The organism is Vagococcus proximus (genome assembly GCF_029143285.1).
In the GTDB taxonomy this organism is placed as follows: domain Bacteria; phylum Bacillota; class Bacilli; order Lactobacillales; family Vagococcaceae; genus Vagococcus_D; species Vagococcus_D proximus.
The window spans coordinates 156326-181703 of record NZ_JAPDSH010000004.1 but is presented as its reverse complement, the minus strand read 5'-3'; the positions used below and the strand labels follow the sequence as shown (position 1 = coordinate 181703).

Here is a 25378-nt window from a genome sequence, read left to right as displayed (position 1 = left end):
TAGGTTATTTAGTTTCACTGTGATCTTTTCGGATTTTAAGTTTTAAAAATGCTAGAGCTTTTCTAGCATCCAAAACATTGAGATTGTTTTCACAAACAACCTCAGTTTCAATCCCTTTTTCAGACTTATTAATGTCTACCATCAATTCTGTATGCTTATTAGTGACGACAAATTTGGCTTGCTGTCCAATAAATTTCATGCCAACCACGCTGATGCCTCTTGTCCCTATTTCTTCTAGGGTATTAGCAAAATCAACGTCTGAATTTCCCCATCCATCAGCTGATACAATTGCACCATCTGTACGCATGCCTTCCAACCAAACCGCTGCGCGGTGGCCCACAAGGTGTTTCATACGATTATCTTGAGGTGTTCCGATTAACATGACCCCTTGTAAATCAACATCTGGATCATTTCCAACCACATCTAATAATGGGTCTCTAAAATGATGCAAAGAGGTTTCTTTTGTTGAAGGTCCGATTCCCATAAACTCACTTCTTTCTAAAAAATTAAACCATTGCTCGAATGGCACCGTCTCGGTATTCATTTGGAGAAAGTAAAACAGGCATGTTATTTAAATCAATAATTGATAACCCTCCTGCAAACCCGCTTGGTTCACCAGGGAATAAAAGGTTATCATACATCGCACCTTGGCCTGCTATCTGTTTAACAATAGCAACTTTAGGTTTTCCATCTCTTACTTTATCTTCAAAAATATGAACTTCATCGGCTTCTCGACCATTTAATAGTTTTAATTTTTCTCTAATTGGTTGAATATAGTCATCTGAAACTTTAAACATAGTAGTTGCTAACTCTCTGGTATAGCTTTGATTTGGCTTTAAGATCATGTCGACGTGAATAATATAATCATCTGATCCTGGTGAGCCAGCTCGATTTAAAACTAACTGCTCAGATAAAATACCTTCTGAAGAACCAAATTCATGCATTTGGACACCGTCAGTATCTGCACCTGTAATCATGACATACGCCCCTGTTAAGGTGTGAGTAATTCCTTCACCTAAACGTCCCAGAACCTTAGTGGAAATAGGAACAATATCCATAATCGTATTGATCTTGACATCATGCTCTCTTGGACGAATGATATTAATCGAAACATCTTCAAAGAGTGAGTCATCATAGTCAACCGACGTTGGTATTGAAAGAGTGTGTTCATTGATTGCACTTGTTTCAGAGAATTCGACTGACGTCATATGATACGCTTTAATACGTAATTCTCTTTGAACTTTTTTCATAATCCTCACCTTATAAAAAATAAGAGTGGTGAAGTAACAACTTACATTCTCCACTCTTATTTTCATCATTAGATAGTTATTTTATTACACGTGCGCAATATATTCGTATGGTAATGAAACGATTTTACCTGCACTTGGAATTTCAACTAATTGAGTTAAAGTATCTTTTAAGATACCAGTTTGCATTTCAATGTTATTTGGTTCCCCAGCGTTGGCACCCATTGGTACAAGTGGTGCAACAGATCTAGGTGTTCCGTTTTGTCTTACTACTGGAGGTAACGCTGCAATTAAAATTGTAGGAATTCCAGCTTCTTCAATGGCTCTCTGCACGATCACGGCAGTTCTATGACAAGTCCCTCAACCAGCGGTTAAGACAACTGCGTCAACTTCTTCAGCCTTAAGTTTTTCAGCGATTTCTGGACCAGTTACGTTAGTAAACGCATCTTGGTCTCCCCCGCCTCCCATAAAGCCAAAGTGCATTGGAGCAACTTCTTTAATAAATCCTTCTGCTGCTAATTCATTTAAACGGTCGATTGGGAACATGCAGTTAACGTCTTTATTTACGTCTCCGTTATCATATCCTCCGTGTGATACCATTAAATCATCGCTAGGAGCGTTACCTGGAATTTCGCGGTAACCTGTATCCCCTGCTAAGTTAAAACGTTCGTCTGATTTTAAGTGAACCCCTGCAGCTGTCGCTAAAGCAACGCGCATTTCTTTCAACTCTTTAGTTACTGGAGTGAAGACTGGGTTAGGCGTAATCGGAACAAAAATTTCTGATTGTAAGCCTTCAATTGATGTTAAAGTCATCTAAATTTCTCCTTCCACATGTTGTTCTTTATTTTTTTCTTGCATTTCTTTTTGACGTCTTTGGTTTTCTTCAAGGGCATTTACATACTCTTGATTAGGTTTTTCATCAAGAACTTCTGGATAAGATAACATAAATCCAACTTCTTGACCTATTTGTAGTTCATGTTCTGAAATAATCATTCGTTTAGGAATTTTGAATTGGCCCAAGCGACCTTTTAAGTCGATTGTAACGCCACCATCAGTGATTTCAACAAGAATCCCTTCAAACATTCGTTCTGTTGAGATATATTTTAATCTTTCCATTGTTCTGTCAGCTACCTTCGTCTATTATTCTTTTTCGTAAACTTCTAAACGTTTTTTACTCTTAGGTAATGATTGTTCATTGTCTACTAATTCAATTTTTCTACCTGTTGCTTTTTCGATTGCATCGATGTTATTTTGTTTAACATTTGCATTCCATTTACGTTCAGGTTTTTTGATTTCTCCGCCAGCCATTGATGTTTTTAACATAGCCATTGAACGGACTGCATCTTCTTCACACAATGTATTGTTTTCTAAAATTTCATTTTCAATACCTTGCATTGATTTATTATTATCCACCATACAGTTCATGTATTTGTTACCAACTACTAATGCACCTTGGACTGCTGAATATGTAACACCTACAACACTAACGCCACGACTACCGATTTGTTCGATATGTGAAGCGAAGTCGATATGGTTATTACCAAATCCTTCAGTTGTTACGATAGCACCATCTAAGTCCATTGCTTCAATCATCATACCTAAGCGTTTTGATACGTAGAATTTCTCTGAGTTAGCTTGAGGAGATCCGACAAATGCCACACCTACTAAATCAATTTCAGGGTCATTCATTGCTTCAATAACTAAAGGTTCTCTGAAGTAATGACGAGAACATTCTTTAGATGCAGGTCCAATACATGTTAACGCATGGATACCACCATCTAATACTTCTGTTGGTGCTAAGATAACTGGTAAGTTACCTAAGTCAACGTTTGGTTTCGCGCCTAAAGTACCAACTGGCTCAACTGGCATGATTAAGTTATCATGCATTGCGCCTTGTCCCATAATTTCTTTAACAATAAGGACTTTTTTGTTACCATGACGACGTTTTTGAACGATTTCTTCAGTATTTACTACGATTGAATCATCAATTGTTTTTAATACTTTACGGATTTCTTCAGTCACATAGTCTGATGCTTTATGAGCGGCTAATGGTCCAACACGTTCCATGTTAGTACCAGCTTTGATTGTTACTTGTGTTTTGATAAAGATATCGCCTTTATCTGGAGCACCTGGACGGTTCCACATGATGTTTTTGTCTAATTCACCTTCAGATGAACCGAACTCACCGATTTGAACGCCGTTTGCGTCAGTACCAGTTAAGATCATAACAACGCCATCAACCACACGTGTAACACCATGGCCTAAGTCGCCTTCTTCTTTAGTAGCAATTGGTTGAACATCCATTACTGTTTCACTATAAGTATTATAGTTATCAGGTGTGATGATTTCCATGCTCATGTCTTCAACAAGTTCGTGTAAAGCAATTGCTTCGTCACAAATTTCTTTAGGGTTACGTAAATATAATGTATTCCCTTCGATTTTAGTTTCTTCAGCAAACTCTACTTTGTTGATTTTGTAATATTTCTTGATTAAGCTACGAACTACTGTTTCTTTAACTTCAGGTTCTGTAGCCATTGGAGCTGTTGTTGTTTGTACTTCTGCGGCTGCTTGAGCAGGTACAACTCCGCTTGCAACTGGAGCGACTGGTGCTGCTTGTGGCATTGGAATTTCTAAGTTAATTCCTTTACCTTCAGCAATTTGAATTTTAAGAACTTGACCGTTAGCTACTGCTACTGGTGCAACTGGAGCTGCTGGTGTCGCTACTGCTTCACTAACTGCTTTTTCTTTAACTTCAACTGTCTCTTCAGTTTCTGCTTTTACAATGCCGTCTACGATTGATGGAGTTAACGGAACAAGAGCGTCCGTTGTTTTAGTTAATTTAGCACCTAAAACTTCCTCAATTGTTAATGTATCTTCAGGTAATGTTAGTAAACCTGAATCGATTAAATCATCGAATAAAGCTGGATCTTCTAAGTTTGATGGTTCGATTACGATACCACCTTCTGCGCGACAACACAATACCGCTGGATCTTTCGCATGCTCTTTAGCTGTTTCTACAGTAATTGACATATTGTCAAAACCTCCTATTAGTTTTTATCGAATTTTTTTGTTTCTAATTGATTAATCTTAGTTCGATGGAAGTCTTCTGTATAGCTTGTGGCTTGCTCCGCGTAAAACGTGATCGGTACTGTGATAAACTGGAACTCCTAACCTAGGAGCTACACCCATGACGGTGTTTGTTCAATCCTGGCATGTACCAGCAAGAACAGTTTCTGCGCCGTCTTTCTTCATAGCGAGTACTTTCTCAGCTTGTCCCGGGCAAATGCCTGGTAAGCTACATCTATATCTTCCATTTACTTCAACCATACGTTTACACATTTGTTCAGAGACTACCTCTGCGCCCATACCTTCAGCAATTTCGTGTAATCGTTCTCTACCAGCACCACATTCGCAAATTAGGATACCTACTTTACGTTTGTCGTTTGGATATGGCATAGCAACTAAAGCACCACCAGTTGTTTTAGTAACAGGTGTGTCTTCTGAGCCACTTTGACCAGTGAATGGTCCGCCAACAACGATCTCACCGTGGGGATGAATGTACCCACCAGCTTCATCGATAAAGTGTTTTAATGGTAAGCCAATCGGTTGATTCATGAATACTTTTAATTCATCTACCACACGGCCACCTACTGTTAAATCTTTATCAATTACGGGTTTTCTAAGGTCAATCGCTTCTGAAATGTGTTTAAGTGTTTCCACGTTGACAACTACAGCATTAGCTTTAAGTGGTAATTCACCAGGTTCAAGCGTAATACCTAGGATTTCACGTACAATCACTCGTTCATCACCAGCAGGGTACATATCTGATAAATACTTAAGTTGAATACGGTCATCTTTTTTAGCTGCTTTACTCAAGGCGATCATTGCTTTTTTATTTTTAGGTTTGATTGCGATATATGCTGCTTTTGCTTCTGTAATATCTAAACAATGAATCAAACCGTCAATAACAGTTTCAGGATGAGTTTCCATTTGTTCCACGTTATGCGAAAGTAATGGTTCACATTCAGCTGCATTGGCTAAAATATAACCACCAGGAATTTTAGTACTTAATTTTACATGTGTCGGGAAACCTGCACCACCAGCTCCTACAATACCTGCTGCTTCAATTGCTTCAAGTTTTGTTGCTGTCTCAGGGATTTTCATGAAATCTGTTGTAAATTCACCAATTTGTTCAATTTGAACACCTTGATCTGTGATTGCTACAACTTTTCCGTTAACACTTGCGTGAATATTAGCACCTAATCCTTGCGGTTTAGCAATTAATTGTCCTCTTTTTACCTCGTCACCAACTGATACAATCGGTTCGCACGGGGCTCCAACGTGTTGTTTTAATGAAATCATTAGACTTGTCATTTTTTTCACCTCCTTATATATAGAGTGACTTTCAAAGTAAGTTCAATTAGAATATCTCCCTCACTACAACAGAATGATAACATCTTCACAATATAATTGCAATACATTTCACAATCTTTTTGTGAGATAAATTCATCAAAAAAATATCCCATTATTTTCTTGCATTGTGTTTAGAGCTATGTTATATTTTTATGTGTTAAAACATTTGGGAATGGATGGGTTCTGGTGTTCCCTCTGGTCTTCAAAACCAGTATGAGGAGTTAAGAGCTTCTTGGGTGGGTTCGATTCCCACACTTTCCCGCCAATTAAACTATCAAAAAGCTACTGAAAATTTTCAGTAGCTTTTTTCTTTTATCATGAAAGCTTTCTTTTGTTATAGAAACATTTCACAATATATACATATATGTTGTGCAAACATTAACAATATGTTTCATGAAAAATAACAGATTAATGAGTTTCTACTATAGTATATAAAAAAACACCCTCCCGTATTTGGGAAGGTGTTTTCGTTGCTATATTAGCCAACATATATAGTATCACCAATTAGAAGCAAGAATTCGACAACTCGCTATTAAGGTTATGACACACACGTTTTATTAATATGCTCTTGCCCAGTGAACCAAGTGTTTCGCTTGACCACCACAGCAGATACATTTTTTGCCTGACATGTCTTTATCTAAGTTTTCAAAACTCATACAGCGAGACGTTGCCATTGTATCTTCTTTAATTTTCTCTTCACAACTTTCTTCGCCACACCAAGGTGAGATTGCAAAACCACCTTCTTTAATATGTGCAGCAAACTCGTCTTTATCTTCTGTTTCGAGTGTTTTATCATCGGCACGTTTTTTAGCTTGTTCAAACATATTGTCATGGATCTTATCCATAAGAGTAGCAATATTTTCGTTTAGTGACTCATCTAATGCCATTGTCACTTTTTCTAGCGTATCGCGACGAACAACTACAACTTCACCATTTTCGATATCACGAGGACCAATTTCAATACGAACTGGAATACCTTTCATTTCGCAATCGTTAAATTTCCACCCAGGTTGTTTATCTGAATCATCTACTTTAACTTTGAAATCAGCTAATAGCTGTTCTTTTAAATCAAAAGCTTTATCTAACACACCCTCTTTATGTTGAGCAATTGGCACAATCATAATTTGTGTTGGTGCAATACGAGGAGGCATTACTAATCCACGATCATCACCGTGAACCATAATCATTCCACCAATAGAGCGGGTTGTAATTGCCCAAGATGTCTGATGTACAGCTTCTTTTTTACCTTCTTTATTTAAGAACGTGATATCAAAAGCTGAACTGAAGTTTTGACCTAAATGGTGAGAAGTCGTGATTTGCAGTGCCTTTCCATCATACATAAGTGTTTCATTTGTGTAAGTATGAACTGCACCAGCAAAACGCTCACTTTCAGTTTTCACCCCACGTACAACTGGGATTGCTAGGATGTTTTCGCAAACATCTTTATACATTTCTAAAATCTCACGTGCCTCTCGGTCAGCATCTTCATACCCGTTATGGCATGTATGACCTTCTTGCCAGAAAAATTCTGTCGTTCTAAGGAACGGACGTGTATTTTTTTCCCAACGAACAACACTCACCCATTGGTTATATAATTTAGGTAGATCTCTATATGAATGAATCACGTTTTTGAAGTGTTCTGCAAACATCACTTCTGAAGTCGGACGAATCGCTAGACGTTCTTGAAGTTCGTTGTTACCACCATGCGTTACCCAAGCAACTTCTGGTGCGAAGCCTTCCACGTGTTCTGCTTCTTTTAATAATAAATGCTCAGGAATCAGCATTGGCATCATCACATTTTCATGTTCTGTTTTTTTAAGTCTTTCATCTACAATTTTTTGAATGTTTTCCCATAAGGCATATCCAGTAGGACGAAGAACCATACAGCCCTTTACACTAGAGTAGTCACATAGTTCTGCTTTTAATACAATATCCGTATACCATTGGGCGAAATCTTCATCGCGTGTTGTAATTTCTTTAACAAATTCTTTTGACATACTGCCACATCCTTAATCATTTTTTATTTTATAAAAACAAAAAAGCAACACTTTGATAAGGGACCGGAATAACCGGCGGTACCACCCTTTTTCAAAGCATTGCTTTACGTCTCATACGATCTTAACGGTATCAAACCGAACATGCATTACACACGTTTTAAAATTTGGTAGGTTCAAGGTCCGTCTTGAGATTTCTCAGCACTCAATCTCATCTCTGTGTGTGTTGTCCTTTACTAATCCAAATGTCTTGCTTGATTACGAGTATAGACTCTTTTTTTTAAAAGTCAAGCAATTTAATGGCAAAAAAATAAGTTATCAGACATTTTTATCATTAATTTTTAACTTTTATAAATACTATGTGAACCTAATTCACTATCATGAGTAAAGGCTTTCATTCTATTATTTCACAAAAAAAGAGACGATAAAATTACCGTCTCTTTTTTTGTCCTTTATGAATAATATGCCCACGTGGTTTTTTCTTAATCATTGATATCGAAACACCTGCTATTGTTATTGCTAATACGAAAAAGGATAATGTAAATTCTATTTCTAACTTTTCTTCAAGTAATTTATTAATTTTAGATGTTTTATTGTCTGGGATAAAAAAATCAACTAGATTAATCTGTTTTCCAGTCTTACCCATATGACCTACATCGCCACCAGTCCCTTTTCTACCCTGTCGTCCCTCACGTCCAGAACGACCTTTTTTTCCTTCATGTCCATCCAATCCATCTAAACCATCATCTGGAGGAGGCCAAAATCCTGGTGTATGTTTGTAGTCTACTTTCTTTTTCGGTGCACTAGCAAACTGACGATACCTATCTTCAGATAACGTTAATTCATCTATTGAAATAAATTGAACAACATCGTACATGAGACAAAATCCTTTCCAATACACTTAAGACTTATAACTTTACTCTAATTATAAAATAAAAGAAATCGTTTTTACAGTATCAATTTAAATTCATACATTAAATACCCTACACTAGTAAATGAACATGATTTGCTTTGTTATTTTAGGTTCTCATTAGAGGACTTTAGTTTTAGAAATAGTCATACAAGCACGGTGTTACGTTTGGTATTGAATCCCCTAGTTCTTGGACTTTTTCTTTTGAGTTTACGGTTATGTATTCTAAGAAAATGTGACTGTTAAACTTAGAGTGTCCCATAAATACTTGCGTCCATTTTTGAATAGGCCCAGAAAAATCAGCAGTTTCTAACAGATCATTGGAAAGCTTTTGGCAACTAGCTTCTCCATTTTTAATGGTTAATTGCCATGTCCCATTGTTATAGTCGCTCGAATTATCCTCGATAGCTAAAGAGACAGATAAATTAGCAGTTGGATTAAACGGATAGGCTGCCATGAACTTATCAAACAACACGATTTTAACCATCATATCTTGCTCAATTTTTTGTTCTAGTACGCGACATTCTGGGAATAATAAGGTCATTTTTTCTAACAAACTTGCAGTGTAATGGAATGTTTCAAACGTCCCACTGTGAGACGAAATAAAGCCATTTAATTTATAGAGTGCTTGTTTTGTTTTATAAGCTAGTTCTTTAATGATAAATTGAGAGCCTTCCATTTTATACATTAAATAGCCCACTGGTTCTTCCAAATTATCAAAAACAATGGCTACTTCATCTATTTTACGAGTCAGTTTGGCTTCCCACCACCAATCATCACGTACTACGGCGCCAAAGTCTTTTCCTAATGTTTCGCTATATAGTTTTTTCAAAACGTCTCGCCACTCAGGGGCATTTTTATCGACACGTTTTATGCTTCCTTCGCTTGTAAAAGGTAATTGGGTTACTGTCTCTCGAGTTAATGTTCCTGATATTGTTTCAAATACTGTTTCATAGCCAAATTTACGATAAAAAGGTTGGCTAAAAGGGGCTAGATAAGAGAGCGGAACTTCTTTTTCTTCCAGTTCTTTGAAGATGTCTTTAAATAAAGCTCTGATTCCACCATTCCCTCGGTTTTCAGGATAAGTTGCGACACTGCCTATTCCTGCCATTTTAACGTCTTGAGTCCCAATTTTAGCTCTATAGGGTAAAACCATAATCTGACTTGTTAGGTGATCCTCATCAAAAGCTCCCCATAAATCACAATGCTTCATCATGTCTAATGAGCGCTTATCATGCTCTGCTGTTCTTGTATAATTGAATGCATAAGAATTTAAGTTTAAAAATTGTTGTTGGTCATGTTCTGAATTAAATTTTTTGATGGTCATACTAAACACCTCTTTTTATTATTAGTCACTCTAGTTTAACGTTTATCCTTTTTGTTCGCAAATTTAAACCTAAAAAAAACTACCCGAATTGAGTAGTTTTTTAATTATTTAATCTTAATTCTTTTAGTAATACGATAAGCTACTATCCCTTTGACTACATCACCTGGAATAAATACTAGCATACCCATTTGTATTAGTTGACCTATTGTAAAGGTTTGCCCTTGTATTTTAACCAATATAAGCCACATATAGCTTAGGCCTATAACGTAAGATAACAAACTTACAGCAATTATACCGCTGACTAAAGCTTTCGATTGCTCACGGTGTCTACGGTAATACCAAGAAAGTAGACTTGCTATTAGTGGGAAGCTCAAAAGAAAACCAAAACTGGGCAAGATAACTATACCAACTCCCATTGTTAAAAACTTCAACAGGATATGTATCACCTGCGACCATGCAGCTTCTCTAGGAGATAGGATTATTCCTGATAAAAGCACAATTAGTGTTTGAAGTGTTAGTGGAACAGGTCCCATTGATAATGATAAATACCCACTCACAAAAGATAGTGCACCTAATAAAGCAACTTTAGGCAATTGTCTTATCATCGCAATACTTCCTCTTTTTCACATGCTAAAATACTTGTATCCCCGTGATTAAGGATTTCAACTCTATTATTTTCCATGCTCACAACTAACTGACCATACGCCGTCAATTTTTGTGCTCTTCCTACCATTGTTTCTCCATTTTTTTTCCAAGAGATTTTTTTATTCAAAGTTAAGCATTTAGATTGATACGTTTTTAGATAATCTGATGTCTTTTTATCTTCAACCATCGCTAGTATCCGCCTTACAATCGAAACAGCCCATTCTTTTTTATCTTCTACTGTTAACTCTTTCGTTTCTTCATACACAAAGCCTCTTTTATTGTGTAGGTCGTGCGGTTCTTTTTCTGTTTCACTACGACTTATATTAATACCAATGCCAACCATTAAATTCTGGTTTCCTACTGGAAAAAAAGTGCTCTCTGCTAAAATACCAGCTACTTTCTTACCGTGTAAATAAATATCATTCACCCACTTTATTGCAGGTGACTTAGAGGTTCTTTCTTCTATTTCCGTTGCTATTGCAAGAGCTGCTAAAAAGGTCAAACAATCATTTTCGGTTATATTAAACCTCGAAGGCAACGTAAAGGTAAAATAAATTCCAGATTCTTTGGGCGAATAAAAATGTCGACCAAACCTACCATAACCTGCTGTTTGACAGTCAGATACAATCAACCAGTTTTTAGAGGTATCTCTAATTTTATATTGTTTTGCTACGGTATTAGTAGATGTCACCTCACTAAGATGTTCAAAATAAAACAACTCATCTTCAATCATTACGTTTTTAATCATCTTTTTATGTCACATCCCTAATTAAAATTTACGATATTTAGCATAGCGCTGCTCATGTAAGTCTTCCAAAGATAAAGTTTGTAGGACGCTTAATTCCTTAACAACTGTTCTTTTCAAGTTAGCCATAATATAATTTGAAGCTAATGGTATGTCCTTGTTCGTTTCTAACACAACCTTGTCTACAACACCTAATTCTTTTAATTCACCAGCTGTTAATTTCATTAAATCTGCCGCTTCTTTTGTACGACTTGCGTCTTTCCATAAAATAGAAGCAAAACCTTCTGGAGATAAAATGGAGTAGATACTATGCTCTAGCATGATAATTCGATCTGTTAAAGCAAGAGCTAGCGCCCCACCACTTCCTCCTTCACCAGTGAAAATAGCAATAGTAGGAACAGTTAAGTCACTTAATGCCATTAAACACTTCGCTATAGCAGCACCGGCCCCTCTCTCTTCTGCTTCAATGCCACAAAAAGCTCCTGGCGTATTAATAAAGGTTATCACCGGTCTATTAAATTTTTCTGCTTGTTTCATCAAACGATACGCTTTTTGATAACCCTCAGGATGTGGTGAACCAAAATTACGCTTCATATTTTCCTGTAAATCACGGCCCTTTTGAATCGCTAAAATCGTTACAGGTTGTTTATTAAGATAGGCTAATCCACCAATTAAAGCTTGATCATCACCAAAGAACCGATCTCCATGACATTCAATAAAATCATCGAAAATAGTATCGATGTAATCGAGTGGACTTAAGCGAGAGAGTTGTCTTGCGATCATCACGATTTCATTAGGACTTTTTTTAACCATCAATACCCTCCTCACCCTGGCAATGAAATTGCAGAAATACACCTATCGTATCCTTCAATTCTTTTCGTGGTACAATTTTATCAATAAAACCGTGATCTAATAAAAATTCAGCACGTTGGAAATCATCTGGCAGCTTTTGTTGAATTGTTTGTTCAATTACGCGTGCACCTGCAAAACCAATACGAGCATTAGGTTCTGCTAAAATAATATCACCATCCATTGCAAAACTAGCGGTCACACCGCCCATTGTCGGGTCTGTTAAGACTGTTAAATAAAATAATCCTTGATTACTATGTCTCTTAACGGCATTTGTAATTTTAGCCATTTGCATAAGCGAGATAATACCTTCTTGCATACGGGCACCACCTGATGCAGTAAAAATAACAACAGGCAAGCGCTTTTCCGTGGCATATTCAAATAAACGCGTAATCTTCTCGCCAACGGCTTGACCCATACTTCCCATCATAAAATGACTATCCATAACAGCAATCATAACGGGGTGAGCATTAATCTTTGCTTTCCCTGTCACAACTGCTTCGGTTAAGCCACTTTTGACTTGTTCCCCACAGATTTTTTCTTGATAGCCTGGAAAGTTTAGTTTATCCTGCCCCATAATCGTACTGTCTAATTCTTTAAATGTCCCCACATCACAAATTAGGTTTAGTCGATCTTTTGCTCCTAATTTAAAGGCGAAATCACAGTGCGGACATAAATGATGAGCCGTTATACTTTTAACATAAATTGCTTTTCTACATGACTCACACTGAACCCACATATCATTAGGCACACTCGGTTTTGGTATGTGTGTATCCAATGGTTGTTTCGAGGCAATCGGTATGTACTGTCTCTTTTTTTTAAATAATCCCATAGGCAGTTACACCTCCTAACTGTTAACTAATCAAACCATTGAGGTAAAAATTTTTCTTCTAAGAAGCTTGTATCATAATGGCCATCCAAAACACTCTGATTGGCAATTAGATCAAGTTGAAATTGTTTATTTGTGACAATTTCTTCTACTCTCAGTTCTGATAAAGCTCGTTGCATCTTAGAGAAAGCCTCTAGTTTGGTCTTGCCATGCGTAATGATTTTCGCAACCATAGAATCATAATAAGGTGAAATATCACATCCTGAATACATCGCACTTTCTACTCTAAGCCCCATGCCACCACTTGGTAAATGAAGATGAGTAAGACGTCCTGGCACAGGTGCAAAATTAAAGCTAGGGTCTTCAGCATTGATGCGGCATTCAACACTAAATCCTTCAACTAATATATCAGATTGACTAAGCATTAAAGGCATGCCATAAGCAATCTCAATTTGTTTTTTTACAATATCGACTCCTGTAATCATTTCCGTAACAGGATGCTCCACTTGAATCCTAGTATTCATTTCCATAAAATAAAAATTGTCATGTTCGTCTACTAAAAATTCTATTGTTCCAGCATTCTCATAATGCACAGCGTTAGCTGCCATAACAGCCGACTGACAAATATCTGTTCGTGCTTCCTCAGGTAAATCTATAGCTGGTGCTGTTTCTAATACTTTTTGATTATGACGTTGTAGAGAGCAATCGCGTTCTCCTAAATGAATAATAGTCCCGCACTGATCCCCTAAAATTTGGACTTCAATATGTCTGGCTGGGTAAATTATTTTTTCGATGTACATATCATCATTCCCAAATGCTGACAAAGCTTCTTGCTGAGCGCTTTGAAATTGGCTTGTTAACTCTTCTTGATTTAATACTTTTCTAATACCTTTTCCACCGCCACCTGCAGCAGCCTTTATCATTAAAGGATAACCAATAGTTTCAGCAATTTGTTTCGCTTCAGCTAGCGTAGCAATTTTACCATCACTACCTGGAATCACTGGAACACCTGCATCTATCATTGTCTTTCTAGCGTTGATTTTATTCCCCATCAATTCGATAGTCTCATGCTTAGGACCAATAAATGCAATCTGACAGTCTTGACACATAGCGGCAAACGTACTGTTTTCTGATAAAAAACCAAAGCCAGGGTGAATCGCTTCTGCACCAGTTAAAACAGCTGCACTTAAAAGCTGCTGTTGATTTAAATAAGAATCACTAGCGTGAGCAGGGCCAATACAGACTGCCTCATCTGCTAATTCGACATGTAGCGCATAGCGATCTACTTCAGAGTAAACCGCTACGGTTGCAATCCCCATCTCTTGGCAAGCCCTGATAATTCTAACGGCTATTTCTCCTCTATTAGCAATAAGTACTTTGTTAAACATTATTTCGCCCCAATAATAAAGGTCATTAAAGCTTCACACACTTTCTTATCTTCAACATAAGCAACCGCTTGACCGACACCAATATTTCCTTTTTGTTTAATAATTGTCATTTCCATCTTTAACACATCTCCAGGTACAACTTTTTGACGGAATTTAACTTTATCAATCCCACCTAAATAACCTGTTTGACCTTCAAATTCTGGACTTTTTAGTAATGGAATTGACCCTGTTTGAGCTAGTGCTTCTAGTATAAGCACACCTGGCATAACAGGTTCTCCTGGAAAATGACCTGGGAAGAAATGTTCATTGTAGGTTACATTTTTAATAGCAACCACACGCTTACCTGGTTCTAATTCTAAAACTCTATCAACCATCATAATAGGGTAACGATTTGGGATGATTTCCATAATTTCTTGTACATTTAATTGCATATTAATATCCTCCGATTAGATTTATTAAGTTAATTGCTTTGAATTTCAAACAAAGGTTGACCGAACTCTACAACCTCTTCATTACTGAATAACACTTTAGATACAGTCCCCGATAAAGGACTTGGAATATCGTTCATTATCTTCATTGATTCGACAATACAAACTGTTTCACCTATCTCAACCGTATCGCCTACTTTTTTAAACGGCTGACTCGTAGGATCACTACTACTATAGGCGATCCCAACTAACGGTGAGGTAATATATTCACCGTCAGCCTGTGGCACAACTTTATCTTCTAGTGGCGCTACCTCGTCTTGATTTTCTTTTGCTACAGCGCTAGGAGCCACCTCACTTACAACTGTTGTTTCAGGTTTTGATAAGGTAGTCATTTCATTTTTATTAATGTAGAGTTTATAATCGTTTGTTTCAAAATTAAATTCTCTAATAGAACTATGATCAATAGATGTTATTAAGTCTTTCAATTCGTTATGTTTCACTTACTGACCCTCCCACTTTTTGAAGAGACAAACTGCATTATGACCACCAAAGCCTAGTGAGTTACTCATTGCGTAAGTTAAGGTCTGCTCTCTGCCTTCATTCGGTATGTAATCCAAGTCACACAAAGGATCATTATGTTTCAAGCCTAACGTTGGGGGCACAAATTGATCTGTAAGGGATTTAAGACATACGATGCCCTCAACTGCTCCTGCTGCACCTAATAAATGACCAATCATGCTTTTCGTACTTGAAATAGCTACATTTGAGGCCTCTTTTCCAAGAGCAAATTTAATAGCCGTTGTTTCTGCTGAATCATTATTAGGCGTGCTTGTTCCATGTGCATTGATGTAATCTAAATCAGTTGCTGTTATCTTTGCTTCCTCCATAGCTTGTTGCATGGCGCGACCTGCTCCTGAACCATCTGGATTTGGACTAGTCATATGATAAGCATCACTTGTCGCGCCATAGCCAACTACTTCTCCATAAATCTTAGCGTTACGAGCTAAGGCGTGCTCTAATTCTTCTAGAACAAGCATCCCTGCCCCTTCTCCCATAACAAAACCTGAACGATCTTTATCAAAGGGGATAGAGGCTCTTGTAGGGTCTGTTTCTTTTGTTAATGCTGTTAATGCACCAAAACCAGATATCCCAATTTCACAAATCGTCGCTTCAGCTCCACCAGCTACTATAGCATCTGCATACCCGTGTTTGATTGTTCGATAAGCTTCGCCGATTGCATTAGTACCAGATGCACACGCCGTAACAATTGAAGTAGAAATTCCTTTTGCACCAATATAATAAGAGATATTTCCAGCAACCATATTCCCTATCGCCATCGGAACAAATAACGGTGCTACACGTTGTGGTCCTTTAGTAGACATCTTAATAACTTGTTCTTGAATTGTGGTCATACCACCAATACCCGAACTTGCAATAACGCCTAATCGCTCCGGGTCAATAGCCTCTACTGTCAAGTTACTGTCTTGCATTGCTTGTAGGGCAGCTGAAACACCATAGATTGAAAAAAGATCCATTCGTTTGGTTGCTTTTTTTTCCATGTATTGAATGGGGTCGAAATCTTTAACTTCTGCTGCTACTGAAATCCCTGTTTCACTTGCATCAAATCGTGTGATAGGACCTATTCCTAACTTTCCTTGTTTTACATTATTCCAAAATTCTTCTACTGTATTTCCTAAAGGGGTAATCGCTCCTAACCCAGTTACAACTACTCTTCTCATGACTTATTTTCTCCTTATTCCAATTTTCTTACCGAACTGGTTAGTTAGCCGTTCATTACCATACCACCATCAACGTTTAAGACTTGTCCTGTTACGTATGTTTGGTTAGCTAAATATAAAGCGGCTTGTGCTACATCTTCTACCGTCCCAAAGGTTTTTAATGGGATCTGAGTTTTTGCATGTTCTTGTTGGTCTTGAGTTAAAACGTCGGTCATTTCCGTCGAAATAAAACCTGGTGCGATCGCATTACAATAAATATTGCGGCTGGCTAATTCTCTAGCAACTGATTTTGTTAAACCAATAACACCAGCCTTGCTTGCCGCATAATTTGCTTGACCTGCATTACCAAGTTGACCCACAACACTTGCGATATTTATAATATGACCATTTCTTTGTTTTAAGAAAATTTTGTTGCTTGCTTTAATGGTATTAAATGTACCTGTTAAATTTATCGACAACACCTCCTCAAAATCTTCTTCTGTCATACGCATTAACAACGTGTCACGCGTGATTCCTGCATTATTTATTAAGACATCTAATCGTCCAAAATGCTCAACTGTTTTGTTGATTACGCTCATTGCTTCTTCTAGCTTTGAAACATTACCAGAGATGTAATAACTGGTTTCTTGATAATCTGCTAGCCATTCTGGAGCTTCCTTACCACGGCCATTGATTACAACGGAATGCCCTTCTTTTAAAAATGCTTCAGCTAATGCTTTTCCAATACCGCGCGTGCTTCCCGTAACAATCACAACTTTATTTTTAGACATCCTTTTTCTCCTCTGTCGTTAAGTTTATCCTGACTTTTTCTAACGATTTTAAATCCTCTACGTTGAAGGTAGTCGCCTGTTTTACTATTTTTCTTATAAAAGTACTTAAACTGCGACCTGGTCCTACTTCTATAAAAGTTGTCACACCCTTTTCGTACAATGTCTCTACTGATTTTTGCCACAAGACAGGTGATTTCACTTGTGTCACTAATAATTGTTTTATATCACTATCTAAAGAAATTAGTTCCCCCGTTACATTGGCAACGATAGGATAATTTCCAGTTTTCAAATTTAAAAAGTTACATTCATTTTCTAATAATTGAGCTGCAGGTTCTAGCAACTCTGTGTGGAAAGGACCACTAACATTTAAAGGAATTAGTTTTCTGGCTCCTGCTTGAGTCAAACGCTTTTTTGCTAACTCTAATGCCTCTATCTCTCCTGAAATAACAGTTTGATTTGGCATATTATAATTAGCCGGTCTAACGAGCCCTCTTTTTTCTTTCGTGATTTCTTCACAGATACGCTCTATCTCAGTGCTATCTAATCCCATAACAGCACACATTCCCCCTTGTCCGCTCGGAAAAGCCTCCTCCATAAAGGTTCCTCTTTTCCTCACAAGACAAAGTGCTTCTTCGAATGATAACGAGCCGTTTACCACTAGTGCGCTGTATTCTCCCAAACTCAATCCAGCTAGGTAGTCTGGTTTAATTTCAAACTTTTCTATTAATAACTTAGAAATCGCAACACTTATCGTTAAAATTGCAGGTTGCGTATACGCTGTTTCGTTTAATTTGTTATTTTCTTCAAAACAAAGCTTAGTCATATCGATTTTTAATAGACGTGATGCTTCATCTACAACTGATTTAACTATTGGAAAAGTATCATAGAGTTCCTTTCCCATTCCAATATATTGTGAGCCTTGACCACTAAAGACAAATGCTATAGCCAATTTTGTCCCTCCTTAACTATTGTGCCCGTTTTATTGCGGCATAATACTCTTCTACCAACTCGTCAACAATTTCTTGGCAAGTCTGATTTCTCTTGTTTACAAGACCGGCGATTTGTCCAGCCATCATCGAACTGTTTTCCGTATCGCCATCAACTACGGCTCTTTTTAGAGCTCCTTTTCCTAGATCTTCTAAACGATCCCAATCCGGTTGCTCTTTCTTTAATTCTTCCCGCTCAGCCGTATCATACTGACGTGTTAATTTATTTCTAATTCCTCTAACGGGATGTCCCGTTGATAATCCAGTGATAGCTGTATCAATATCACGCGCTTTTAACACTGCTTCTTTATAATTTGAATGAATATCTGTTTCTTTTGATACTAAAAATCTTGTTCCAAGTTGAACGGCATCGACACCTAACATAAAGGCCGCTGCTACACCTCTTCCATCGCCTATACCACCTGCAGAAATAACAGGAATCGAAACCGCATCGACTACTTGTGGTACTAGAGCTAAGGTTGTAAGTTTCCCGATATGGCCACCGGCCTCCATGCCTTCAACAATTACCGCATCTGCTCCGTCTCGTTCCATTCTTCTCGCTAATGCAACTGAAGCCACTACTGGAATAACTGTAATATTCGCTTCCTTAAATTGAGACATGTATTTAGCTGGTGACCCAGCTCCTGTTGTTACTACTTTCACCCCAGACTGACACACCACTTCGACTACTTCATCAACATGAGGAGAGAGTAACATGATATTGACACCAAAGGGCTTATCAGTTAATGCTTTCGCTTGTTCAATTTGGCTTTTGACAAATTCGGCTGGAGCATGACCAGATGCAATGATTCCTAGACCACCTGCATTAGATACTGCACTTGCGAGTTCTGCCTTAGCAACCCATGCCATTGCGCCTTGAAAAATAGGGTATTTTATATTCAACATTTTACATATTTTTGATCGTTTCATTCTTTTCTCCTCAATTTTAGTTTTAATAAAAAAGCAGTCATCAACACATGTGTTTGACGCTACTTTTTTATACGTTATTATTTAGTTTTCAATTGTTCATCTACAAAAGTAACCACATCACCAACGGTACTGAAGTCATCATCCGATTCAAATTTAACATCAAATTCATCTTCGATATCATTAATGATTTGGAAAACATCTAAGCTATCTGCTTCTAACCCTTCTTTAAAACTTGTTGTTAACGTAACCTCATTTTCTTCTTTTCCTAATTGATCGATAATAATCTCTTGAATTTTATTGAAACTTGACATGTTAAATTCCTCCTAAAGGTTTTAAATTATTTTATTTTTTTATAGTTAATTCTGTTTTAGAGTTGTACAGACATCAGACCAAAAGAAAGGCCTCCACCAAAACCAGCCAATAATACTTTTTGATTACTCCCTAATTTTAATGTACCATCTTCTATCTTATCCGCTAATAAAATTGGGATAGATGCTGCTGATGTATTCCCATAGTGCTCAATATTTGTTAAGAATTTGTCACTTGAAATACCTGTATTTTTACTTAACGTAGACAGTAATCTCAAATTCGCTTGATGAGCAACCACATACTCAAATGAACTCAGCTCATCTGAAGGTAACTCTTTAATAGCTTTTGAAACGGTCCTGCTAACAAAATCAAAAATATCTCGTCCGTTCATAGTTAAATACGGTGTAAGTGTATGTTTATTCATTGCATACAGACTTGTATTTACTTGCTCTCCTCCTATTAAAGAATCCGCCATTTCACCGACTCCTTTTAAAGATTCGATATAATCATACGATGATTTAGTGTCAGTGGCTTCTACTAGAACACCTGCTGCCCCGTCACCAAACAATACAGCCGTACTCCGGTCTTGCCAATCAATGAGCTTAGACATACAATCAGCACCAATAACTAGGCCTTTCTTATACGTTCTACTCACAAGATATTTTTCAGCGACAGAAAGCGCCGATACAAAACCAGAACACGCCGCACTGACATCTAGAACCATGGCATTGACAGCCTTTATGTCTCGTTGAACTAATGCCGCTACAGATGGTGTTGCAAAATCAGGTGTCATTGTTGCTACGATAATAAAATCAAGTGTTTCTGGCAATAAGTTATGTGTCTCTATAAGTTGTTTAGCCACATCAACAGACAAGCTTGCCGTCGTTTCATCTGTAACAACGTAACGATTCTTAATCCCTGTACGTGATACAATCCACTCATCTGTTGTATCCAAATGTTGCATTAAATCATGATTGCTTACTCTTCTACTCGGTAATGCCTTTGCTGCCCCTTGTATAGATAGTATCGTCTTTCTTTTAAGCATAGAATGCTCCTCTTAATAATGTCTCTGTAAAAAAGCATGAAGATTTTTCAATCCTTTGGAGATCGCGTCTTGTTCTTCCTCACTCATATCTGATAACGCAGCCTCTACCATATTTTTATGGAATTGTGCATGTGCACGGTAAAATAATCGTCCTTTATTCGTCAATTTCAAGCGAACAACACGACGGTCTTCATCTGTTCTTACACGCTCAACATAGTCTTTTTTAACTAAATTATTAATGGCCACAGTCAATGTGCCCACAGTTATCGATAACTTTTCCGCTACTTCACTTGATGTTTTAGTATCATGTAAACCAATAGCTTCAATCGTGTGCATCTCTTTTACTGAAATGTCTGAAAACTGACCTGACTGTAACTCTGACTCTTCGATTGATAAAATATCGTTAAACACCGCTACCAGATAATCATTTACCTGTGCGATTCTTTTATCCATCACGTCGCCTCCTTTTTAATTACTTTGATTATCAAACTATTTGATAAACGAAGTATAAAACAGCAAAATAAAAAAAGCAATACTTTAAACAAAAATACTTTGATTATCAAACTATATTCACAAAATATTAAGAATTTGACCAAAATAAAAAAAACTACTCAAATTTGAGTAGTTTAATCGCGTACTTGTTCTTTTTTAAATACCCATAAATATAGGCCATATAACGAATTGGCAAGAAATACAAAGTACATCACACCTGTAGCAAACCCATCATTATGATGTAGACTCATCCATACGGCTACTTGGAAGACATTTGCTGCAACCCAAGCCACAAAAGCATATTTATATTTTCGAGCTGTAAAATACATGGCAAGAAGCCCTACGGCACCTGCCGTTGCATCGACCCAAGAATTAGAGACTGTTGAGAGTAATACTATAAAAATAAGAGCTGAACCGATAACTGCACCCGTAACTTCTTTGACAGAGAGTGCACTTGTCTTATCCTCAGCATCATATTCTTTACCAAAACGATACCACATATAAATACCAAAAACATCAAATACAATATACCCTAGCTGAACAAGTGCTTCACCCTTTATACCATTATTCCAGGCAGATAGCATGAAGACAAAACTACTAATAAAGCCTAAAACAAAATTCCATTTATTCCCTTTTGCGATTAGAAAGACACATGTAAGTGCCATAAACGTAGCGACCATCTGCAGAGGATCTGACACTCCTAAAACTGTCCACGTGATTGTTTGAATAAGATACATTGCTGCTAACCAAAATAAACTTTTATCCTTAACCATAAAACCTCCTATAAAACTTTTTTTACCATCTATTATTAGAACACATTTTTTTAAGGAGTACAATCACTTTTTGAAAGCGCATTACATAAAAAGAAGAGATACTGAACAGTATCTCTTCTTTTTCATTTATTTATAAACCATTTTTACTAATTACTTCTTTATACCAATCAAATGATGCTTTCTTAGAACGTGCCATCGTACCGTTCCCTTCATCATCTAAATCAACATAGATAAATCCATAACGTTTACTCATTTCACCTGTAGAGGCACTTACTAAATCGATACAGCCCCATGGTGTGTAGGCAATTAAATCAACACCATCTTCATTGATTGCTTTACCCATTTCTGTAATATGTTTTTCTAAATAGTCAATACGGTATGTATCATTAATACTACCATCAGCTTCAACTTTATCAATCGCACCTAACCCATTTTCAGAGATGTATAATGGAACACCGTAACGTCCGTATAAATCATTTAAGGCAATTCTTAAGCCAACTGGGTCAATTTCCCATCCCCATTCACTTGCTTTTAAGAATGGATTTTTAGTACCACCGAAGAAGTTTCCTGATGATTTTGTTAATTCAGGATCTGTACTGAACGCTGATGACATATAGTAACTAAATGATAAATAATCTACAGTATGGGCCTTCAGTAACTCTAACTCACCTTCTGCAATCTCTAGGTCAATTCCTTTTTCTTTGAAGTATGCTAAAGCATAACTAGGGTATTCTCCACGAACTTGAATATCATTACAGAAGTAGTTGAATAAACGATTTTGTTTTTCTTTGGCCATGACTGTGTCCGGATTACAGTCGTACGCATACATTGTTGCATAGATACTCATACAGCCTACTTTAAGTTCAGGATTTAACTCATGAGCTATTTTCGTTGCTAGAGAACTTGCAACAAACTGATTATGTAAAGCTTGGAAATTATCTTGCTCTGTCGCATTTCTCATCGCTGTACTGAAAAATGAACCGAATACTCCTGTATTAATTTCATTAAACGTCATCCAGTAGTTTACTTTAGTATGGTATCTTTCTAAAATCGTACGTGCATATTTTTCAAATAAACCAATCAACTCACGATTTTTCCAACCACCGTAATTTTTCACTAAATTAAGAGGTGTTTCGTAATGTGACATTGTAATAGTTGGTTCGATATTATATTTTAACAAAGTATCAATTACTTTATCATAGTGAGCCAGTCCTGCTTCGTTAGGTGTTTGATCATCACCATTTGGGAAAATACGAGCCCATGAAATTGACATACGGAATGTTTTAAATCCCATTTCTGCAAATAAAGCAATATCTTCTTCATAACGATTATAAAAATCAATCCCTGCATGGTTTGGGTATGCGTATTTCTCTTCATTAATCTCTAACGGTAAATCTCCGGACATTAATAACCCTAAACGTTGTTTTCCACCTGGTGAAATGTCTGCAATAGTTAAGCCTTTGCCATCTACATTATATGCCCCTTCACACTGGTTAGCAGCCGTAGCGCCACCCCATAAAAAGCCTTTTGGAAATTTTACATTTGTTGTCATAATAAATTCCTCCTTATTTGTTTGATTAATTAAATAACATGTACAATTTCTTCTTCTTTATAAATAACACCATTCTCTTGAGCTGGTGAAACATCAGTGTAATTAAGTGTATTTGTTACTATAACCATTGTTGTCACATCAATCCCTTTTGCTTTCAAACCATCAAAATCAACCGTTCCTAAAACTTGGCCTTTCTCAATATGAGAATCAACCGTTAAATCTAAATCAAAACCTTCTCCACCTAATTCTACCGTATCAATCCCAATATGCACTAGTACTTCCACTCCATTATCACCTAAAATACCAATAGCGTGTTTAGATTCTGGAAAAATTTTGACAATCCCTGAAATTGGGGCAACTACTTGATTATCAGATGGAATAATCGCAATTCCTTTCCCTACTAATTCTTGAGCGAATGTTTCATCTGCTACTTGATTTAATGGAATAATTTCACCGTTTAATGGTGAAAAAATACGGTTATTTTCAACTGGATTAACTGGTACTACCGGTGTTTCTACAACTACTTCCTCTTCTTCAACTTCTTCTTCAAAACCTAAAACTAATGTGAAAATAAATGATAATACCCAACTTAAAGCTAGAGCAACGATAAACCAAATTACATTCATAGTATCTTTATCATGAATAAAAGCAGGAATTGAAAATAAGCCTGGCATTCCGCCTCCGCCGTATGCTTTTAAATTCATAAATGTCGAGAAGCCACCTGCAATACCACCGCCAGCTAATGCTGCATAAAACGGTCTTTTAAGTTTTAAGGTAACACCATACATCGCTGGTTCAGTAATTCCGATTGATGCAGAAATACCTGAAGAAATTGCGATTTGACGCATTGATGAATTTTTAGTTCTTAATGCAACTGCAAAAGCCGATCCTGATTGTGCTAAGTTTGTAACAGAATTAATAGGTGTTACGACATTTTCAAAGCCATTTTTTGCATAGCTTGTTAAAGAAATCGGTGCTAGTGAATAATGCATTCCAGTAATAACTAATAAAGGATACGTTGCACCAAGTACTAGTCCTGCGAAAGGTCCTCCAACTTCAAACAGCCATGCAATACCATCTCCTACAAAGTTACCAGCATACGTTCCGATTGGTCCGATTACGACCATAGCAATTGGAAAAGTTATAAGCAAAGCTACCATAGGAGTAAACATAAGTGCTAAACTCTCCGGCATCCATTTTTTTACCCAATTTACAATATATTTTAAAAGTACCACTGAGAAAATAATTGGCAATACCGAACTTGCGTAACTTACTAATGGTAATGGAATAATTCCAAACATATGCCACGGTGCAGGTGCTTCTCCACCTGTAAAACTAGCTTGCATTGCTTCCTGGGCAGCATTTAGATAAGTAGGATACATCATTGCACCAGCTAATGCTAATGCTAAGTATTCACTTGTTCTAAATTTTCGAGCCGTAGATACCGCTAATAAGAATGGTAGGAAGTATAAAACAGAATCTGCTAAACCATAAATCACTTGATATGATGAACTTTCAGCTGTTGTCCAACCGAAAATAACTGCAAGTGCGACAAATCCTTTAAGTAATCCCGTTCCTGCTAATGCTGGAACAATCGGTGTGAAGATTGCTGAAATAATATCAAATAATTTTGATAAAAATCCTTCATCGTCATTTGTTTTTTCTGAACTGCCAGAACTTCCTACAATTAAATCTACCTCTTCAAAAACATCGGCAACTGTGTTTCCGATAATAACTTGGAACTGATCTCCTGAAAACTGAGCTCCCATAACCCCTGGAATTTTTTTTATTTTATCTACTGGGATATTATTTTTATCTTTTAAGTTAAAACGCAAGCGTGTCACACAATGCCACGTATTTACCACGTTTTCTTTCCCTCCAATTGCTTCTACAACCTGAGTTGCTGTTTCTTTATACTTTGACAATTTTCTCACTCCTTAATTTTTTTTATAAAAAAAGAATAATGAAAATAAGTAAAGAGACCTAAACGTTCTCCTACTTATATTC

At 36.9% G+C, this 25378-nt stretch carries 27 protein-coding genes and 1 tRNA gene; 1 reads left to right on the top strand and 27 read right to left on the bottom strand.

Features of this window, described 5'->3' with window-relative positions:
* Positions 1-4: 4 nt before the first annotated feature.
* The 7 genes from OL233_RS07000 to prdC all read right to left on the bottom strand — a co-directional run bounded on the left by OL233_RS07000 (position 5) and on the right by prdC (position 5621).
* On the bottom strand, positions 5-484 hold the full coding sequence (locus OL233_RS07000) for a glycine/sarcosine/betaine reductase component B subunit (protein ID WP_275471623.1): 480 nt from the start codon (positions 482-484) through the stop codon (positions 5-7).
* Between the two features lie 22 nt (positions 485-506).
* On the bottom strand, positions 507-1250 hold the full coding sequence (gene prdD, locus OL233_RS06995; protein ID WP_275471622.1) for a proline reductase cluster protein PrdD: 744 nt from the start codon (positions 1248-1250) through the stop codon (positions 507-509).
* An 84-nt stretch (positions 1251-1334) separates the two neighbouring features.
* On the bottom strand, positions 1335-1586 hold the full coding sequence (locus OL233_RS11475; RefSeq protein ID WP_496197725.1) for a hypothetical protein: 252 nt from the start codon (positions 1584-1586) through the stop codon (positions 1335-1337).
* Positions 1587-1607: 21 nt separating this feature from the next.
* Positions 1608-2060 (bottom strand): glycine/sarcosine/betaine reductase selenoprotein B family protein, encoded by a 453-nt coding sequence (locus OL233_RS11470; protein WP_245977897.1) that lies wholly within the window; start codon positions 2058-2060, stop codon positions 1608-1610.
* Entirely contained in the window at positions 2061-2363 is a 303-nt protein-coding gene (locus OL233_RS06985) for a CBO2463/CBO2479 domain-containing protein (RefSeq protein WP_126830311.1), read from the bottom strand. It lies immediately after the preceding gene.
* A 24-nt stretch (positions 2364-2387) separates the two neighbouring features.
* The gene (gene prdA / locus OL233_RS06980; RefSeq protein ID WP_275471620.1) at positions 2388-4277 is read right to left on the bottom strand and encodes a D-proline reductase (dithiol) proprotein PrdA; all 1890 of its coding nucleotides are present in this window, start codon (positions 4275-4277) and stop codon (positions 2388-2390) included.
* Between the two features lie 57 nt (positions 4278-4334).
* On the bottom strand, positions 4335-5621 hold the full coding sequence (gene prdC, locus OL233_RS06975) for a proline reductase-associated electron transfer protein PrdC (RefSeq protein ID WP_275471619.1): 1287 nt from the start codon (positions 5619-5621) through the stop codon (positions 4335-4337).
* 207 nt (positions 5622-5828) lie between these two features.
* On the opposite strand from prdC, the gene OL233_RS06970 reads away from it, so the two are divergent.
* Positions 5829-5925, top strand: a tRNA-Sec gene (locus OL233_RS06970).
* 292 nt (positions 5926-6217) lie between these two features.
* On the opposite strand, the gene proS is transcribed toward OL233_RS06970, so the two are convergent.
* The 20 genes from proS to OL233_RS06870 all read right to left on the bottom strand — a co-directional run bounded on the left by proS (position 6218) and on the right by OL233_RS06870 (position 25296).
* On the bottom strand, positions 6218-7657 hold the full coding sequence (gene proS / locus OL233_RS06965; RefSeq protein WP_275471618.1) for a proline--tRNA ligase: 1440 nt from the start codon (positions 7655-7657) through the stop codon (positions 6218-6220).
* Between the two features lie 427 nt (positions 7658-8084).
* Complete coding sequence (locus OL233_RS06960) at positions 8085-8531, bottom strand: hypothetical protein (protein ID WP_275471617.1); 447 nt, start codon at positions 8529-8531, stop codon at positions 8085-8087.
* A gap of 169 nt (positions 8532-8700) precedes the next feature.
* Positions 8701-9891, bottom strand: a complete 1191-nt coding sequence (locus tag OL233_RS06955) for a GNAT family N-acetyltransferase (protein WP_275471616.1) — start codon at positions 9889-9891, stop codon at positions 8701-8703.
* A 104-nt stretch (positions 9892-9995) separates the two neighbouring features.
* Positions 9996-10496, bottom strand: coding sequence for a biotin transporter BioY (locus tag OL233_RS06950; RefSeq protein WP_275471615.1), 501 nt, complete (start codon positions 10494-10496; stop codon positions 9996-9998).
* Positions 10493-11284 (bottom strand): biotin--[acetyl-CoA-carboxylase] ligase, encoded by a 792-nt coding sequence (locus OL233_RS06945; protein ID WP_275471614.1) that lies wholly within the window; start codon positions 11282-11284, stop codon positions 10493-10495. The genes OL233_RS06950 and OL233_RS06945 overlap by 4 nt, the downstream gene beginning before the upstream one ends.
* 21 nt (positions 11285-11305) lie before the next feature.
* Entirely contained in the window at positions 11306-12094 is a 789-nt protein-coding gene (gene accA / locus OL233_RS06940) for an acetyl-CoA carboxylase carboxyl transferase subunit alpha (protein ID WP_275471613.1), read from the bottom strand.
* A complete protein-coding gene (accD, locus tag OL233_RS06935) occupies positions 12087-12962 on the bottom strand; it encodes an acetyl-CoA carboxylase, carboxyltransferase subunit beta (protein ID WP_275471612.1) in 876 nt (291 codons plus the stop codon). The genes accA and accD overlap by 8 nt, the downstream gene beginning before the upstream one ends.
* A gap of 26 nt (positions 12963-12988) precedes the next feature.
* Complete coding sequence (gene accC, locus OL233_RS06930) at positions 12989-14347, bottom strand: acetyl-CoA carboxylase biotin carboxylase subunit (protein WP_275471611.1); 1359 nt, start codon at positions 14345-14347, stop codon at positions 12989-12991.
* On the bottom strand, positions 14347-14784 hold the full coding sequence (gene fabZ / locus OL233_RS06925; RefSeq protein ID WP_437184411.1) for a 3-hydroxyacyl-ACP dehydratase FabZ: 438 nt from the start codon (positions 14782-14784) through the stop codon (positions 14347-14349). Before fabZ ends, accC begins: the two co-directional genes overlap by 1 nt.
* A gap of 23 nt (positions 14785-14807) precedes the next feature.
* Positions 14808-15275, bottom strand: coding sequence for an acetyl-CoA carboxylase biotin carboxyl carrier protein (locus OL233_RS06920; RefSeq protein ID WP_275471609.1), 468 nt, complete (start codon positions 15273-15275; stop codon positions 14808-14810).
* Entirely contained in the window at positions 15276-16514 is a 1239-nt protein-coding gene (fabF, locus tag OL233_RS06915) for a beta-ketoacyl-ACP synthase II (protein WP_275471608.1), read from the bottom strand. It abuts the gene before it with no gap.
* A 44-nt stretch (positions 16515-16558) separates the two neighbouring features.
* The gene (gene fabG, locus OL233_RS06910) at positions 16559-17284 is read right to left on the bottom strand and encodes a 3-oxoacyl-[acyl-carrier-protein] reductase (RefSeq protein WP_275471607.1); all 726 of its coding nucleotides are present in this window, start codon (positions 17282-17284) and stop codon (positions 16559-16561) included.
* Positions 17277-18233, bottom strand: a complete 957-nt coding sequence (gene fabD, locus OL233_RS06905) for an ACP S-malonyltransferase (protein ID WP_275471606.1) — start codon at positions 18231-18233, stop codon at positions 17277-17279. Before fabD ends, fabG begins: the two co-directional genes overlap by 8 nt.
* Before the next feature lie 16 nt (positions 18234-18249).
* A complete protein-coding gene (gene fabK / locus OL233_RS06900; protein ID WP_275471605.1) occupies positions 18250-19200 on the bottom strand; it encodes an enoyl-[acyl-carrier-protein] reductase FabK in 951 nt (316 codons plus the stop codon).
* A gap of 77 nt (positions 19201-19277) precedes the next feature.
* On the bottom strand, positions 19278-19511 hold the full coding sequence (locus OL233_RS06895; RefSeq protein ID WP_275471604.1) for an acyl carrier protein: 234 nt from the start codon (positions 19509-19511) through the stop codon (positions 19278-19280).
* A 56-nt stretch (positions 19512-19567) separates the two neighbouring features.
* The gene (locus OL233_RS06890) at positions 19568-20554 is read right to left on the bottom strand and encodes a beta-ketoacyl-ACP synthase 3 (protein ID WP_275471603.1); all 987 of its coding nucleotides are present in this window, start codon (positions 20552-20554) and stop codon (positions 19568-19570) included.
* Positions 20555-20566: 12 nt separating this feature from the next.
* Entirely contained in the window at positions 20567-21007 is a 441-nt protein-coding gene (gene fabT / locus OL233_RS06885; protein ID WP_275471602.1) for a fatty acid biosynthesis transcriptional regulator FabT, read from the bottom strand.
* A 173-nt stretch (positions 21008-21180) separates the two neighbouring features.
* Entirely contained in the window at positions 21181-21819 is a 639-nt protein-coding gene (gene pnuC, locus OL233_RS06880; RefSeq protein WP_275471601.1) for a nicotinamide riboside transporter PnuC, read from the bottom strand.
* 130 nt (positions 21820-21949) lie between these two features.
* The gene (locus OL233_RS06875; protein ID WP_275471600.1) at positions 21950-23371 is read right to left on the bottom strand and encodes a glycoside hydrolase family 1 protein; all 1422 of its coding nucleotides are present in this window, start codon (positions 23369-23371) and stop codon (positions 21950-21952) included.
* Positions 23372-23400: 29 nt separating this feature from the next.
* The gene (locus tag OL233_RS06870) at positions 23401-25296 is read right to left on the bottom strand and encodes a beta-glucoside-specific PTS transporter subunit IIABC (protein ID WP_275471599.1); all 1896 of its coding nucleotides are present in this window, start codon (positions 25294-25296) and stop codon (positions 23401-23403) included.
* Between the last annotated feature and the right edge of the window lie 82 nt (positions 25297-25378).

Coding starts and splice junctions, on each gene's coding strand:
- prdD (WP_275471622.1), bottom strand. CDS start 1,250: ATGAAAAAAGTTCAAAGAGAATTACGTATTAAAGCGTATCATATGACG.
- OL233_RS06875 (WP_275471600.1), bottom strand. CDS start 23,371: ATGACAACAAATGTAAAATTTCCAAAAGGCTTTTTATGGGGTGGCGCT.
- OL233_RS06945 (WP_275471614.1), bottom strand. CDS start 11,284: ATGATTAAAAACGTAATGATTGAAGATGAGTTGTTTTATTTTGAACAT.
- OL233_RS06895 (WP_275471604.1), bottom strand. CDS start 19,511: ATGTCAAGTTTCAATAAAATTCAAGAGATTATTATCGATCAATTAGGA.
- OL233_RS11470 (WP_245977897.1), bottom strand. CDS start 2,060: ATGACTTTAACATCAATTGAAGGCTTACAATCAGAAATTTTTGTTCCG.
- fabG (WP_275471607.1), bottom strand. CDS start 17,284: ATGTCTAAAAATAAAGTTGTGATTGTTACGGGAAGCACGCGCGGTATT.
- OL233_RS06960 (WP_275471617.1), bottom strand. CDS start 8,531: ATGTACGATGTTGTTCAATTTATTTCAATAGATGAATTAACGTTATCT.
- fabK (WP_275471605.1), bottom strand. CDS start 19,200: ATGAAACGATCAAAAATATGTAAAATGTTGAATATAAAATACCCTATT.
- fabF (WP_275471608.1), bottom strand. CDS start 16,514: ATGAGAAGAGTAGTTGTAACTGGGTTAGGAGCGATTACCCCTTTAGGA.
- accC (WP_275471611.1), bottom strand. CDS start 14,347: ATGTTTAACAAAGTACTTATTGCTAATAGAGGAGAAATAGCCGTTAGA.
- proS (WP_275471618.1), bottom strand. CDS start 7,657: ATGTCAAAAGAATTTGTTAAAGAAATTACAACACGCGATGAAGATTTC.
- OL233_RS06985 (WP_126830311.1), bottom strand. CDS start 2,363: ATGGAAAGATTAAAATATATCTCAACAGAACGAATGTTTGAAGGGATT.
- OL233_RS06955 (WP_275471616.1), bottom strand. CDS start 9,891: ATGACCATCAAAAAATTTAATTCAGAACATGACCAACAACAATTTTTA.
- accA (WP_275471613.1), bottom strand. CDS start 12,094: ATGGTTAAAAAAAGTCCTAATGAAATCGTGATGATCGCAAGACAACTC.
- fabT (WP_275471602.1), bottom strand. CDS start 21,007: ATGGATAAAAGAATCGCACAGGTAAATGATTATCTGGTAGCGGTGTTT.
- prdA (WP_275471620.1), bottom strand. CDS start 4,277: ATGTCAATTACTGTAGAAACAGCTAAAGAGCATGCGAAAGATCCAGCG.
- OL233_RS07000 (WP_275471623.1), bottom strand. CDS start 484: ATGGGAATCGGACCTTCAACAAAAGAAACCTCTTTGCATCATTTTAGA.
- accD (WP_275471612.1), bottom strand. CDS start 12,962: ATGGGATTATTTAAAAAAAAGAGACAGTACATACCGATTGCCTCGAAA.
- pnuC (WP_275471601.1), bottom strand. CDS start 21,819: ATGGTTAAGGATAAAAGTTTATTTTGGTTAGCAGCAATGTATCTTATT.
- OL233_RS06950 (WP_275471615.1), bottom strand. CDS start 10,496: ATGATAAGACAATTGCCTAAAGTTGCTTTATTAGGTGCACTATCTTTT.
- OL233_RS06890 (WP_275471603.1), bottom strand. CDS start 20,554: ATGCTTAAAAGAAAGACGATACTATCTATACAAGGGGCAGCAAAGGCA.